Here is a 14168-nt window from a genome sequence, read left to right on the forward strand (position 1 = left end):
GTGGAGGGGCGGTGGCCGATGACCCGGAACCCGGCTTCACCAATTACGCGCAGTTGGCCTCCATCGCGGTGGGCGGTGTCGCCGCGGTTTACCCGCTGGGGGATCTTACCGACGACCCGCTGCGGGTGGCGGTGCCGGGCATCCGCATTGGCCATTGCGCGCCGCAGAGCATCGCGGTGCGGGCCTGGCAGCCCAACTACCAGCCCTATACCGTGCGGGCCCTGGGGCAGACGCTCCACCTGTTCGGCGGCGAGACGGAGGGCGCGCTGTCCGTCCCCCTGGCGTTTGGCGCCAACACGGTGGAGCTGGCGGTGGAGCGGCCCCTGTCGTTCGACTACACCGCCAGGGCCTTCTACACGCTGCAGATCGAGCGCGAGGGGCCGGGCGCCAACGCCGAGCTGGCCGCCCTGGCGCTGTCGGCGGGCACGCTCTCCCCGCCGTTCGATCCGGCCACGCACAGCTACAGCGCCACCGTGCGCGACCGGTCCGTGGCGGTGGTCGCCACGGCGGCGGACTGCCCCGGCCTCACGGTCAACGGCCAGCCGGTGGCCAGCGGCAGCGCATCGCCGGCCATCCCGCTGGCCCTGGGCGCGAACACGGTGACGGTGCAGTCCGTGGCTCAGGACGGCACCACCCGCACCTTCGATCTGGCCATCACGCGGCTGGCCAGCGCCAGCGCCGACCTGGACAGCCTCGCCCTGTCCGGCGCCGCGCTCAGTCCGGCCTTCGACAGCGCCGTGACGGGCTACAGCGCCACGGTGCCCTATGCCACCACGGCGGTGTCGCTCACGGCGTCGCCAGCTGCATCCACCGCCACCCTCACCGTCAACGGGGCGTCCTTGGCGGCGGGCGTGCCGCATTCCGTGGCGCTGCAGGCGGGGGCCGCCACGGCGATCGCCGTCGGCGTGCAGTCGGAGGACGGCTTGGCCACCAGGACCTACACCGTGACCGTGGCCCGCGCCGCGCCCGACACCAACGCCCGGCTGGCGGCGCTGGCCCTGTCGGCGGGCACGCCGAGCCCGGCGTTCGATCCGGACGTGATGCTCTACACCGCATCGGTGGCCGGCACCGTCAGCGCGGTGACCGTCACGCCCACCCCCGCCTTCGCCGGGGCGTCGGTCACGGTCAACGGCGCGCCCGTGGCGGCCGGGGGCGGCGTGAGCGTGCCGCTCGCGCCCGGCACCAACACCATCGCCGTTCGGGCCACGGCGCAGGACGGCGCCACGCAGCGCACGTACACGCTGCGCGTGGTGCGTGCCAGCCTCGTGAACAGCGCCAGGCTGCTGGGGCTGGCGCTGTCCAGCGGCACGCCCTGGCCGTCGTTCCATCCCGCAATCGCCGCCTACACCGTGCGGGCCGCCAGCGATGCCTCCACGCTCACGGTCACGCCCACGGCGGAGGATGCGACGGCCACCATCCTCGTCCATGGTGGTCCGGTGGTGCCGGGAGAGGCCTCGGCGCCGATTCCCCTGCAGCCCGGCCACAACGCCATCACCATCCAGGTCACCAGCACCGACGGCCTGCAGACCGGCAGCTACACGCTGGACGTGCTGCGCGGACGCACCGACGCGGCGCTGGCCGGGCTGACGCTGTCGGGCGGCAGCCTCAGCCCCGCGTTCGACCCGGACGTGCTGGCCTACAGCGCCAGCGTGCCTTTCGTGATGGCCTCCGTGCGGGTGGGGCTGGCGCTGCCCGATGCCGAGGCCACGGCCCGCGTCGGCGGGCAGATGCTGCGCAGCGGCCATGCCGCCACCGTGGCGCTGGCGCCGGGGCCCAACACCGTGCCGGTGCAGGTCATGTCCAGCGACGGCATGGTGCAGCGCACCTACCTGGTTTCCATCACGCGCCAGGCGCCGCAGGCGGTGCCGCTCGCGCACAACCCGACGGCCTTCGCCGCGCCGCTGTCGTTGCCGCTGGAGGGCACGCAGGCCGTGACGCTCGCGGTGGGCGACGTGGATGGCGATGGGCATGTGGACATCGCCGCGGTGAGCCTGGTCCGGCGGGACATCGCGCTTCTCGCGGGCCGGGGCGATGGCACCTTCGCCGCCGCGCAGTGGTCGCCGGTGGGGTTGGGCGACGGTTTCCTGCTGGCACTGGGCGACTTCCAGGGCGACGGCTGGCTGGACGCGATGGCGGTGGATGGCAGCCACGCCCAGCTGGCCTCGGGCCTGGGCGATGGGCGCTTCAGTGCGCTGTCGCCCCCGCTGGCCTGGCCGCCCGCGGCGGCCGCGGGCGTCGCGGCGCTGGACGTGGACGGCGATGGCCGCCCCGATCTCGTGTCGCCCGGCGCGAACGGCGCTGCCGTGCAGCGCGGCCTGGGCGGCGGCCGCTTCGCGGACGCGCAGCCGGTGGGGAGCCTGGGCTGGGTGCGGTACGTCGTCGGCGGGGATTTCAATGGCGATGGGCGGATCGACCTGGTGCTGGCCAGCGGCGACGGTGCGCTGCAACTGCTGCCGGGCCTGCCCCTGGGCGGTTTCGGCGCGCCTTTCGACGGGACGCTGGGCGTGCCCATGGGCGGGGCGGTTCCGCGCGTGGGCGACCTCGACGGCGACGGGCGCGATGACCTCGTCGTCGCCGTGTCGGTGAACGGCGTGAGCACGGTGTTCGTGCTGCGGGGCCGCCCGGACGGCAGCTTCGAGAACCCCGTGCGCTTCGCCAGCGGCCTGGGGCCCATGATCGGCCAGGAGGTGCCGCAGGACGTGGTGGTGGGCGATTTCAACGGCGACGGACATCCCGACGTCGCCGTGCTCAACGGCAACGGCGGCGCCTTCAATGTCGCCATCCTGGCGGGGCAGGGCGATGGCAGCCTGGCGGCGCCGCAGCTGCATTACGTTCCGTGGCTGCCCTCGCGCATGGCGATGGCCGACCTCGACGGCGACGGCAAGCCCGACCTGGTGATGAACGCGCTGTCGAACCGGGGGGAGGGGCTGAGGGTGCTGCGCAACACCGCGCCCGACCTGGCCCAGGTGGTGCCGTCCAGCGGCACGCTGAGCCCGGCGTTCTCGGGCGCCGTCACCGCCTATGCCGTGCAGTTGCCCGTGGGCGGCCCGGACTTCACGCTCACGCCCTGGCTGGCCTTCGGCACCGCCGAGGTGCGCGTCAACGGCGTGCCGGTGGCCAGCGGCAGCGCATCGGCGCCCGTCGCGGTGCCCGCCGGCGGCAGCGCGGTCGTCACGGTGAGCGTGCTGGCGCGCGATGGCGGCACGGCCACCTACACCTTCTCCGCCACGCGCCCCGTGCCCAGCGCGAATGCCCTGCTGGGCGCGCTCACGCTGTCCGCGGGCAGCCTGGGCCCGGCGTTCGATGCCGGCACCCTGCAGTACACGGCGAGCGTGGACCACGCGGTGGCGTCCATCACGCTGACGCCCCTGGCGGCCGAGCCCACGGCCAGCGTGCGGGTCAACGGCGCGCTGGTGGCGCGCGGCAGCGCGTCGGCGCCCATCGCGCTGGCCGTGGGCGACAACCCGGTCACGGTGCTGGTCACGGCGCAGAGCGGTGCCACGCTGTCGTACGTGGTGCGCGTGGTGCGTCCGGCCGCCGCCACCCAGTTCACGGGCGAGGGGCCGGGCGGCGCCGTCACGGCGGGTTTTTCGGGCGGCGGGGCCGGCTGCGGCTTTGCCGCCAGCAGGTTCGTTCCCGCCGCCAGCGTGGCGCCGGCGGCGCCCACGGGCGTGGCCTTTCCGCACGGGCTGTTCGATTTCGCCACCGCCGGGTGCGCGGCAGGGGCCACGCTGCACTTCACCATCACCTATCCCGCGCCGCTGCCGCCCGGCACGCGCTATTGGAAGTGGGGCCCCACGCCCGGCAACGCGGCTGCGCACTGGTACGAGCTGCCCGCCACCATCAGCGGAAACACGGTGCGGTTCAGCATCACTGATGGGGGCCTGGGCGACGATGACTTTGCCCTGGGGCCCAACGGTGCGGTGCAGGATGCGGGAGGCCCCGGCGTGCCCATGGTGTCCGGCGCGACGGCCGTGCCCACGCTGTCGCCCTGGGCCCTGCTGCTGCTGGCGGCCGGTGTGGCGGCCCTGGCGGGGGCCGGCCGGCGGCGGGCGGCACGGTGAGCGCGGGGCTCAGTCCCCCATCACCACGCCCTCGCGCCGCGGGTCGGCGCCGCCCATCCAGAGCTTCTTGCCGTGGGCGTTGCCCAGGGTGATGGCCTGCAGGCCGCTGGTCATGTTCATCTCGCGCACCTCGGCGCCGCGTGCGCGCAGGGCCTCCACCGTGGCGGGCGGGAAGCGCTTTTCCTCCAGCAGCGTGGGCCCGTTCATGGAGCCGAAGTTGGGCAGGTTGATGGCCTGCTGGGGCATCAGGCCCCAGTGGAAGACGCCGTACAGCGTCTTGGCCGTGTAGTGGATGATGGCCGCGCCGCCGGGGCTGCCGCCGCTCATCAGCAACTCGCCGGTGGCCTTGTCGAACACCAGCGTGGGCGCCATGGACGAGCGCGGGCGCTTGCCGGGCTGCACGCGGTTGGCGATGGGCTGGCCCTGGGCATCGGCGGGCGCGAAGCTGAAGTCGGTGAGCTCGTTGTTGAGCAAAAAGCCCTTGACCATTTGCCGCGCGCCGAACTGGTCTTCGATGGTGGTGGTCATGGCCACCGCGTTGCCGAACGCGTCGACGATGCTGATGTGGCTGGTGCCGTACTCGGGCTGGTCGGGCATGGGCGCGTAGCTGGCCTTCACCGCGCCGGGGTTGCCGGGCTGCGCGACCTTCATGCTCTGTGCGCCGATGAGCTTGGCGCGTTCGGCCAGGTAGGCGGGGGCGAGCAGGCTGCTCCAACTGCCGGCGGGAGGCTGCACGAAGTCCGGGTCTGCCACGTACTGCGCGCGGTCGGCAAAGGCCAGGCGCGCGGCCTCGGTGTACAGGTGCAGCCAGTCGGCCGAGGGGATACCGTCCTGCAGCGGCTTGGCGGCCGCGTCGGTGTTCTTGAGGATGCCCAGGATCTGCCCGATGGCGATGGCGCCCGAGCTGGGCGGCGGAAAGCCGCAGACGCGGAAGTCCTTGCTGGCGACCTGGTAGTCGTGGCACAGCGCCTCGCGCTTTTTGGGCTGGTAGCCGGCCAGGTCGGCCAGGCTGAGCTTGCCGGGGTTGGTGGGGTGCTTTTGCACCTTGTCGACGATGGCCTGGGCGATCTCGCCCTCGTGCAGGGCCTTGCTGCCTTCGGCGGCGATGCGGCGCAGCACCGCGGCCAGTTCGGGGTTGCGCAGGTTCACGCCCACATCGCGGGCATCGCCATCGGCTTTGTAGAAGTAGGCGGCGGCCACCGGGTCCTTTTTGAGGTGCGGGTCCGCCGCCACCAGGGTGTTAAGCCGTGCGCTGATTTTGAAGCCGCCCTCGGCCAGGGTGATGGCGGGCTGGAACAGTGTGGCCCAGGGCAGTTTGCCGTGCTGCTTGTGTGCCAGCTCCAGCATGCGCACGGTGCCGGGCACGCCGACCGAGCGGCCGCCCACCACGCCGTCGTAAAACGGCACGGGTTTGCCGTCGGCGCCGAGGAAGAGTTTTTCGTCGGCGGCGGCGGGCGCGGTCTCGCGCCCGTCATAGGCCTCCACCACCTTGCCGCTGCTGTGCAGCAGGAAGGCGCCGCCGCCGATGCCGCTGGACTGCGGCTCGACCAGGGTCAGCACCATCTGCACCGCGATGGCCGCGTCCACGGCCGAGCCCCCGGCCTTGAGGATCTGGTAGCCCGCGTCGGTGGCCAGCGGGTTGGCGGCGGCCACGGCGAATTTCTCGGTGGCCCAGCCGGGTTTTTCGGTGTAGCCCGAGGAGCCTTCGGGCTGGGCCGGCACGGTGTAGGCGAACGGCGAGGGGGCGCTGGCGCAGCCGGCCAGCAGTGCGGCGAGCGCGGCGCAGGTGATCAGGCCAGGGCGCAAGCTGCGGGGGGATGCCGGGGCCGGCGAGACGATGGGGGACATGGGCTTCTCCTTCGTGGCAAGCAAGAAGCGGCCATCGTACGGTGCCCAGCCTGCGCGGGGGCTTGGCGTTACATTGCGCTACAGGCGCACGGTCTGAGGTCTTTTGCGGCCCTTTCGCTTTCTGGATAAGCGCTGAAAGCTATCAAAAAATGAGCATTCACGCCGGCACGGGCCCCGCGCGGCCGTCCTGAACCACGAACCGGGCCAGGGTGCTGGCGCCGCTGTCCGCGCGCATCGGGTCGTCCACCGCGCGCAGGGTGGTGGTCCAGCGCTCGGGCGTGATGTCCGCCAGGCCGTAGCCGCGCAGGTCGCAGCGGGCCAGCAGCACGTGGGGGTTGTGCCGCGCCACGGCGTCCACCTTGTCCTGCGTGGTGCCCGAGCGCGAGCTGATGGAGGTGCCGCAGAACTCGCTGGCGATGACGGGCGAGCCGGGGCGGTCCGCGTCGGCGTGCACGCGGCACACGTAGTTCTGGTGGATGTCGCCGCCCAGCAGTACGGTGTTGCGGGGCGCGTGGCGGGCCACCGATTGCAGCAGGCGTGCGCGGCCTGCGGGGTAACCGTCCCAGCTGTCGGTGGACACCATGCCCGAGGGGTAGTGGCGCGGCGAGAACAGCGTCTGCTGCGCGACCACGCTCCAGCGCGTGGTGTCGCGGGTGGCCGCGTCGCTGGCCAGGCCGGCGTCGAGCCACTGCTCCTGCGCCGCGCCCAGAAAGCTGCGGGCGGGGTCGCCCAGGTCGGCGCACTGGCCGCCGCGCACTGCGCCTGCGCTGGCGGATTCCGGTGTGCGGCAGGCCTGCCAGGTGCGGTACTGGCGGCCGTCCAGCAGGTGGATGTGGGCCAGCCGGCCCCAGCGCAGCCGGCGGTAGACCTGCAGTGCGTCCCACCGGGTGTCGGGGAAGGGCCGGTTCAGGCTGGCCGCGCGCAGCGGCATGTTCTCGTAGAAGGCCTGCCATGCGGCGCCACGCATCGCCGCAAAGCCGGTGGCGTCACCCCGGCCCGCTCCGGCGGCGTAGTCGTTCTGCACCTCGTGGTCGTCCCAGGTCACGGCCCAGGGGCAGGCGGCGTGGGCGGCCTGCAGGGCCGGGTCGCTCTTGTGCAGCGCGTACCGGTCTCGGTAGTCGGCCAGCGTGGTGGCCAGCTGGAGGCTGTGGGTGCGCGCCAGGTCGGCCGTGTTCCTGGGCGTGGCGTACTCGTAGATGTAGTCGCCCAGGAACAGCACCAGGTCGGGCTGGTCGGCCGCCAGGTGGCGCCATGCGGCGTAGTGGCCGTGCTCCCAGCGCTGGCAGGAGGCAAATCCCACGCGCAACGCGCCAGGCAGGTCGCCCGGTGCGGGGGCCGTGCGCGTGCGGCCCACCGTGCTCACCGCATCGCCCAGCATGAAGCGGTAGTGGTACCAACGGTCCGGGGCTAGGCCGCGCAGCTCCACATGCACGCTGTGGCCGAGCTGCGGCAGGGCAGGCGCCTCGCCCTTTTGCACGATCTTCGCAAAGCGCGCATCGTGCGCCACCTCCCACCGCACGGTGTGGGCGGCCTGCACCTGCGCCGCATCGGCCATCACCAGCCGCGTCCACAGCACCACGCCGTCGGGCGCCGGGTCTCCACTGGCCACGCCCAGCGCGAACGGATTGGCGTGCAGCGACGGCGGGTTGCTCCAAGCCCAATGGGGCAGGCTGGTGGCAGCGGCAGCCATGGCTGCGCGCCGCAGAAAGGACCGTCTTTGCTCTGGGGGCACTGCAGGGTGCGCCTTAGTGCGCTGCGCTCAAAACTGGCGCAGCCCAGGCCAGCGGCCGCCGCGCAAGGGCCGCCAAGCTGCGGATGCGGCGCTTCGCTTGCGTGCGCTGGCGGCGTCCCCGTCCGGGGGAAGGCGCCGAAGGCGACACAGGGGGGCTTCCTTTCATGCCGCCATCACGCGGTTCTTGCCCGAGCGCTTGGCCAGGTACATGGCCTGGTCGGCGCGGCGGATGGTGTCCGCGCTGTCTTCGCTGTCGTGCAGCTGGGCGACCCCGGCGCTGAAGGTGATGAGCACCTTCTCGGAGCCCTGCAGGAAGAAGCGTGTCGTGAGCTCCCGCTGCAGCCGCGTCATGGCGGCCACGCCGCTTTCCACGGGGGTGTCCGGCAGCACCAGCACGAATTCCTCGCCGCCGTAGCGTGCCAGCAGATCCTGGGGGCGCATGACCTCGCGCGTGACCTGCGCCAGGTGCACCAGCGCCGCATCGCCGCCGGAATGCCCCAGTCGGTCGTTGATGGTCTTGAAGTTGTCCACGTCGAGCAGCGAGAGGCACAGCGGAGACCCCAGGCGGCGCGCACGCGCGATTTCGCGCTCGATGGCCTCGTCCAGGCCCTTGCGGTTGAGCGAGCCGGTGAGCGGGTCGTGCCGGGCCTGCTGGCTGGCGCGGTCGAGCTCTTCCTGCAGCTTGGCCACTTCGGCGCGCTTGGCTTCGGTGCGCTCGCGCAGCTCATGGAGCTCGTCGTGCGTGACGCGGCTGTCCAGCGCCATCGCGCGGGTGGCGGTCATCACCTCGTGCAGCACGGGGGCGATCTCCTCCAGCGTGTTGGCCTTGCCGATCAGGTCGGCGCACCGTGCCATCGTGCCCTGGTAGGTGGTGCTGGACGCCGTGATCCGGGCCAGCCGTTCGATGAACGTGGCCAGCATGTCCTTCATCTGCTCCTGGGCCTCGACCGTGCGGGCCTTGGCCTCGGCCTGCTTGAAGATCACGTCCTTGAGCCGGCGCTGCACGTCGTCCAGCCGGCGCAGCGTGAGCGGCGGCGTGGACGCGGCCATGAGCGCCTCGGCCTGGCCGTGCAGCCAGCGGTCTTCCAGGCTGAGCACGGCGATGTTCTCGAACACCATGTGCAGCAGCTCCAGCAGGCTGGCGCGGATGGAGGCCTGCTCCTCGGTGGCGAACGACAGCCTGTAGGTGAAGTTGCCCAGCATGAGCTGCACCGTGGAGATGGGGGGCGCGGGCTCCTTCAGGAAGGTGATGAGCTGCTGCGCCATGTCGATCACGCGGGCATCGTCTTCACCAAGCGCGGGCAGCGTGTTGTCGATGAGGCGCGCCAGCATCTGCGCAAACTCGTCCGGCAGGATGCCTGGCGAGGCAGTGGCCGCGGCCCCGGGGGCCGGCTCCACCGGCGCCGATGCCGCCGTGGCGGGGTTCAGGCCCAGGTTGGCGTAGCCCACCAGCACACTTTGTAGCGAAGTCCAGTCTTTGTTGTTGACGGCGCGTTCGAATTGGCCCAGCAGGCGCTTCTGTGCGGGCGTCTGCCCCGGCAGCACCCTCAGGATGTGCTGCAGGGGGCCTTCGGGAAATGGCTGCGGGCTGCGGACTCCTGCGATCTCGTCATACAGCGCCAGATAGTTGTCGGGCGTCGGGGGAAGGCGCCGGGTGGCCAGCTGCTTGAGCGTCTCGCGCGCGATTTCGGAAGGTGGTCGGTCGGCCATGTGCGGACACCAGTGTCAGGGAGAAGCAGGATGCGCGAGTGTGACACAGCGGCCGGATTCCCGGGGCCTGGATGAAGCCGGGCGGCGCGCCCGGCGGGCCACAGGCTCAGTTCACCATCACCAGCTTGCCCATCACGCCCCGCGAACCCATGTGCGCATAGGCGGCGGGCAGCTCGGCCATGGGCATGGTGCGGTCGATCACGGGCTTGATCTTGCCCTGGGCATACCACTGCGCCAGCTCGCCCATCATGGCGGCATTGGCCTTGGGTTCGCGCTTGGCGAAGTCGCCCCAGAACACGCCCACGATGGAGGCACCCTTGAGCAGCGCGAGGTTGAAGGGCAGGGCCGGGATGGGGCCGGAGGCAAACCCCACCACCAGGTAGCGGCCGCGCCAGGCGATGGAGCGGAACGCGGGCTCGGCGAAATCGCCGCCCACCGGGTCGTAGATCACGTCCGGGCCCTTGCCGTCGGTGAGCGCCTTGATGGATTCGCGCAGGTTGTCCTTGCTGTAGTTGATGGTGGCGTCCGCCCCGATGGAGGTGCACAGCGTGCATTTCTCGTCGGTGGAGGCGGCAGCGATCACGCGTGCGCCCATGGCCTTGGCGATCTGGATGGCCGAGGTGCCCACGCCGCCGGCGGCGCCGAGCACCAGCACCGTTTCGCCGGCCTTGAGCTGGGCGCGGTCCACCAGCGCGTGGTACGACGTGGCGTAGATCATGATGAAGGCTGCAGCATCCACGTGCGAGAAGCCGTCGGGCAGGGGCATGCACAGCGCCGCGGGCGCGATCGTGTGGGTGCCGAAGCCGCCCGTGCCCGACAGGCAGGCCACGTTCTGGCCCACTTTCAGATGCGTCACGCCGTCGCCCACGGCGGCCACGACGCCCGCGTATTCAGAGCCGGGCACGAAGGGCAGTGGCGGCTTCATCTGGTATTTGTTCTGCACGATGAGCAGGTCGGGGAAGTTCAGGCTGGCTGCCTTGATCTCGATGAGCACCTCGCCCGCCTTGGGCGTGGGCGTGGGCAGTTCGGTCCAGGCCAGGGCGTCGACGCCGACGGGGTTGGTGCAAAGCCAAGCGTGCATGGGAAAAGTCTCCTGTCAATGTGGGACGCATGATAGGCGGGGCCTGCCGGGGCGCGATGTCCCACGAGCGACGGCTTGCGCCTGCGTTGCGCAGGGCAGGGCCCGGGGCACGCCACCTACAATCCGTTGCAACCCCTTCTGCAACCATGAAAATTCTGATTTCCAACGACGACGGCTACCAGGCTCCCGGCATCGTGGCGCTGCACGATGCGCTCAAGACCCTCGACGGGGTGGAGGTCGAGGTGGTCGCGCCAGAGCACAACAACAGCGCCAAGTCCAATGCGCTCACCCTGCATTCGCCGCTGTACGTGCACCAGGCGCACAACGGCTTCCGCTACGTGAACGGCACGCCCGCCGACTGTGTGCACATCGCCCTCACCGGCCTGCTGGGCTACCGGCCCGACCTGGTGGTGTCGGGCATCAACAACGGCGCCAACATGGGCGACGACACCATCTATTCCGGCACCGTGGGCGCGGCGATGGAGGGGTATCTGTTCGGCATCCCCGCCATTGCCTTCTCGCAGGTGGACAAGGGCTGGGGCGAGATCGAGGCGGCCGCGGCCAAGGCGCGCGAGATCGTCGCGCAGATGCGGGCCCAGCGTCTCGTGACAGAGACCCCATGGCTGCTGAATGTGAACATTCCCAACATGCCGCTGGAGGCGCTGCAGCCCCTCAAGCTGTGCCGGCTGGGGCGCCGCCACGCGGCCGAGCGGGTGATCGTGCAGGAAAGCCCCCGGGGCGAGGCGATGTACTGGATCGGCAGCGCGGGGGCCGCCAAGGACGATGCGGAAGGCACGGATTTTCATGCCACGGCGCAAGGCCACGTGTCGATCACTCCGCTGAAGGTGGACCTGACGGACCACGACAACCTGGGCTACTGGGCACAGACCGCGTCCCGCCTTGTGGCAGGCGTGGCCGGGGCGCCGGGACCGTGATGCAGCGCCGCCCCGGATTCCCTGCCAGGTTGCCAGGATCTGGACCTTCTCCCGCCAGGCCCGCCCCGGTCGCTCCGCCCGCGCGCCAGCCGGCGGCGGCGCCGGTGGGGGTGGGGCTGGATTCGGCGGCGGTGCGCGCGCGCATGGTGCACAAGCTGGCGGCCGGAGGCATCACGTCGCCGGCGGTGCTGCACGCCATGGGCACCGTGGAGCGCCATCGTTTTGTCGACAGCGCGCTGGTCAACCAGGCGTATGAGGACACCAGCCTGCCGATTGGCCTTGGGCAGACCATTTCCAAGCCGAACGTCGTGGCCCGCATGTGCGAGCTGCTGCTGGGCGCCGAAGGCGCGCGCCCGGGCGGATTGGGACGTGTGCTGGAGATCGGCACGGGCTGCGGCTACCAGGCGGCCGTGCTGAGCCACCTGGCGCGCGAGGTCTATACCCTGGAGCGCCTGCGGGGCCTGCACGACAAGGCGCGCCACAACCTGCGCCCGTTTCGCCTGGCCAATGTCCACTTGCTGTTCGGGGACGGCATGCTGGGCTACGCCAAGGGCGCGCCTTACGCGGCCATCATCGCCGCCGCGGGCGGGGATGCCGTGCCGCAGGCGTGGTGCGACCAGCTGGCGGTCGGAGGGCGGCTGGTGGCGCCCATGGCGGTGGCAGGCGGGCAGCAGATGTTGCTGGTGATCGACAAAACCCCGCACGGATTGAAACAAAACGTGCTCGAGCCCGTACATTTTGTCCCCCTAAAATCGGGGATTGCCTGAAGGGAAATGCTTATGTTCGTATCGCGTGGTCTTGTGGTTGGGTTTACCGTGGCGCTGGCGGGGCTTGCGCTCACCGGTTGCGGCACCCGGCTGAACAAGGCTCCTGTGGAAGACCGGGGCACATCCTCCTCGTCCTCCGCGCCTCCGCCAGCGGCCCAGCCCGGCGTGGTGGTGGGGACACCCCTCAAGCCGCTGCCCGGCGCGGAAAATGCCGGAAAACCAGGCTACTACACGGTCAAGCCGGGAGATACCCTCATTCGCATCGGCCTGGAGTCGGGCCAGAGCTGGAAAGACATTGCGCGCTGGAACAACCTCGAGAACGCGAATCTGATCGAAGTGGGCCAGGTGCTGCGCGTGGCGCCGCCCGCGCCCGCCTCGCAGGCCGTGGCCGCCGACAGCGGCGTGGTCACCCGCCCGGTGACCTCCTCGACGGTGACGCCCGCCAATCCCGCCAGTGCGGCCGTGCCCCCGGCCAGCGCGGCCAAGCCCGCCACCTCGGCGGCCTCCGGCCCCGTGGTGGCCGTCGCGCCGGCAACGCCGACACCGTCGTCGGGCGCCGCGGAAGACGACATGGCATTCATCTGGCCCGCTCCGGGCTCGCTGATCGCCGGGTTCGACGAGGCGCGCAACAAGGGATACGACATTGCTGGCAAGGCGGGAGACCCCGTCCTGGCCGCCGCCGACGGCCGCGTGGTGTATGCGGGCGCGGGGCTGCGCGGATACGGCAACCTGGTCATCCTCAAGCACAACAACACCTTTCTGACGGCGTACGCGCACAACCAGACCCTGCTCGTCAAGGAGGACCAGTCCGTGCGCAAGGGGCAGAAAATTGCCGAGATGGGCAGCACCGACGCCGACCGCGTCAAGCTGCACTTTGAAATCCGCCGGCAAGGCAAGCCCGTCGACCCGTCGCGCTACCTGCCTGCACGTTGATTTCCGCCGTGGCTTCGCCGCCAATGGGCGCAACGGGCATGGCGCGGGAATCGGCCGGGGCAGCGGATGAGCTGCTGGCCGACGAGTCGGAAGGGCTGGCGGACGAGTCCGGGAGCGAGCTTCGCTCCATGCACATCGGGGCCGGACAGCATGGCGTGCGGCTGGACCGGGCGCTGGTCGATCTGGTGCCCGAGTTTTCCCGCAGCTACCTGCAGCAACTGCTGGCGCAGGGGCTGGTAAGCCTCAATGGCAAGCCGCTTCCCAAGGCGGCAGCGCGCGTGAAGGCGGGCGATCAGGTGGTGCTGGAAATGCGGCCCACGCTGCAGAGCCAGGCCTTCCGGCCTGAGTCCATGTCCATCGACGTGGTGTTCGAGGATCCACATCTGCTGGTGGTGAACAAGCCCGCCGGCCTGGTGGTGCACCCCGCGCCGGGGAACTGGAGCGGCACCTTGCTCAACGGCCTGCTCGCCCGCGACGAAAAGGCGCTGACCGTGCCGCGCGCGGGCATCGTGCACCGGCTCGACAAGGACACCAGCGGGCTGATGGTCATTGCCCGCGACCGCGCCACCATGGACGCGCTGGTCGCATTGATTGCCGAGCGCAAGGTGCAGCGGCAGTACGTGGCCATGGCCCACGGCGCATGGTCGGGTCCCAAGATCCGCACGGTGGAAGCGCCCATTGGCCGGGATCCGCGCAACCGCCTTCGCATGGCGGTCGTCGACCTGGCGACCCATGCGGGCAAGCTTGCGCGCACCGACATCCGGTGGCTCGCTGGCGCGGACGAGGGCTGCTGGGTGCAATGCACCCTGCATACGGGCCGCACGCACCAGATCCGCGTGCACATGGCGTCCTTGCGGCATCCGTTGGTGGGGGATGGCCTGTATGGCGGCGCGCCGGTCGGCAGCCTGCAGCGGCAGGCGCTGCATGCCTACCGCCTGGCCTTCTCGCACCCTGTGACCGGCGAGGCGCTGGAATTCCGGGCGCCGGTGCCGCAGGACATCTGCCAGGCCCTCTCGTCATGGGGGCTGGGCTACAATGCGCCCTGACGGCCAGACTGGCCCCAGCCCGAAGACGGAATCCCGCCGGGCTCTTGCGTCG

At 71.1% G+C, this 14168-nt stretch carries 9 protein-coding genes; 5 read left to right on the plus strand and 4 right to left on the minus strand.

Annotated elements, in window-relative coordinates; all coding sequences use genetic code 11:
* Positions 1 to 11: 11 nt before the first annotated feature.
* Positions 12 to 4064 (plus strand): IPTL-CTERM sorting domain-containing protein, encoded by a 4053-nt coding sequence (locus tag AC07OC_RS16130; RefSeq protein WP_218295368.1) that lies wholly within the window; start codon positions 12 to 14, stop codon positions 4062 to 4064.
* Between the two features lie 9 nt (positions 4065 to 4073).
* Here AC07OC_RS16130 and AC07OC_RS16135 read toward each other — a convergent pair whose 3' ends face one another.
* The 4 genes from AC07OC_RS16135 to AC07OC_RS16150 form a co-directional block, all read right to left on the minus strand.
* Positions 4074 to 5912 carry a gamma-glutamyltransferase family protein gene (locus AC07OC_RS16135; RefSeq protein ID WP_218295367.1) on the minus strand — a complete coding sequence of 613 codons (1839 nt, stop codon included), beginning with the start codon at positions 5910 to 5912 and terminating at the stop codon, positions 4074 to 4076.
* Positions 5913 to 6069: 157 nt separating this feature from the next.
* Complete coding sequence (locus tag AC07OC_RS16140) at positions 6070 to 7602, minus strand: alkaline phosphatase D family protein (protein ID WP_218295366.1); 1533 nt, start codon at positions 7600 to 7602, stop codon at positions 6070 to 6072.
* A 204-nt stretch (positions 7603 to 7806) separates the two neighbouring features.
* Positions 7807 to 9354, minus strand: coding sequence for a GGDEF domain-containing protein (locus AC07OC_RS16145; RefSeq protein ID WP_218295365.1), 1548 nt, complete (start codon positions 9352 to 9354; stop codon positions 7807 to 7809).
* A 106-nt stretch (positions 9355 to 9460) separates the two neighbouring features.
* On the minus strand, positions 9461 to 10435 hold the full coding sequence (locus AC07OC_RS16150; RefSeq protein WP_218295364.1) for an NADPH:quinone oxidoreductase family protein: 975 nt from the start codon (positions 10433 to 10435) through the stop codon (positions 9461 to 9463).
* Between the two features lie 146 nt (positions 10436 to 10581).
* Here AC07OC_RS16150 and surE point away from each other — a divergent pair, with 146 nt between their 5' ends.
* The 4 genes from surE to AC07OC_RS16170 are packed head-to-tail and all read left to right on the plus strand — an operon-like array spanning position 10582 to position 14116.
* Positions 10582 to 11370: a 5'/3'-nucleotidase SurE gene (gene surE, locus AC07OC_RS16155; protein WP_218295363.1), complete on the plus strand. Its 789-nt coding sequence runs from the start codon at positions 10582 to 10584 to the stop codon at positions 11368 to 11370.
* On the plus strand, positions 11370 to 12137 hold the full coding sequence (locus AC07OC_RS16160; RefSeq protein WP_218340258.1) for a protein-L-isoaspartate(D-aspartate) O-methyltransferase: 768 nt from the start codon (positions 11370 to 11372) through the stop codon (positions 12135 to 12137). Before surE ends, AC07OC_RS16160 begins: the two co-directional genes overlap by 1 nt.
* A 12-nt stretch (positions 12138 to 12149) precedes the next feature.
* On the plus strand, positions 12150 to 13070 hold the full coding sequence (locus AC07OC_RS16165) for a peptidoglycan DD-metalloendopeptidase family protein (RefSeq protein WP_218295361.1): 921 nt from the start codon (positions 12150 to 12152) through the stop codon (positions 13068 to 13070).
* 38 nt (positions 13071 to 13108) lie between these two features.
* Entirely contained in the window at positions 13109 to 14116 is a 1008-nt protein-coding gene (locus tag AC07OC_RS16170) for an RluA family pseudouridine synthase (protein WP_255591159.1), read from the plus strand.
* The last annotated feature ends 52 nt before the right edge of the window (positions 14117 to 14168 follow it).

The organism is Acidovorax sp. GW821-FHT10E04 (assembly GCF_059415185.1).

Coding starts and splice junctions, on each gene's coding strand:
- AC07OC_RS16150 (WP_218295364.1), bottom strand. CDS start 10,435: ATGCACGCTTGGCTTTGCACCAACCCCGTCGGCGTCGACGCCCTGGCC.
- AC07OC_RS16160 (WP_218340258.1), top strand. CDS start 11,370: ATGCAGCGCCGCCCCGGATTCCCTGCCAGGTTGCCAGGATCTGGACCT.
- surE (WP_218295363.1), top strand. CDS start 10,582: ATGAAAATTCTGATTTCCAACGACGACGGCTACCAGGCTCCCGGCATC.
- AC07OC_RS16170 (WP_255591159.1), top strand. CDS start 13,109: ATGGCGCGGGAATCGGCCGGGGCAGCGGATGAGCTGCTGGCCGACGAG.
- AC07OC_RS16135 (WP_218295367.1), bottom strand. CDS start 5,912: ATGTCCCCCATCGTCTCGCCGGCCCCGGCATCCCCCCGCAGCTTGCGC.
- AC07OC_RS16145 (WP_218295365.1), bottom strand. CDS start 9,354: ATGGCCGACCGACCACCTTCCGAAATCGCGCGCGAGACGCTCAAGCAG.
- AC07OC_RS16140 (WP_218295366.1), bottom strand. CDS start 7,602: ATGGCTGCCGCTGCCACCAGCCTGCCCCATTGGGCTTGGAGCAACCCG.
- AC07OC_RS16165 (WP_218295361.1), top strand. CDS start 12,150: ATGTTCGTATCGCGTGGTCTTGTGGTTGGGTTTACCGTGGCGCTGGCG.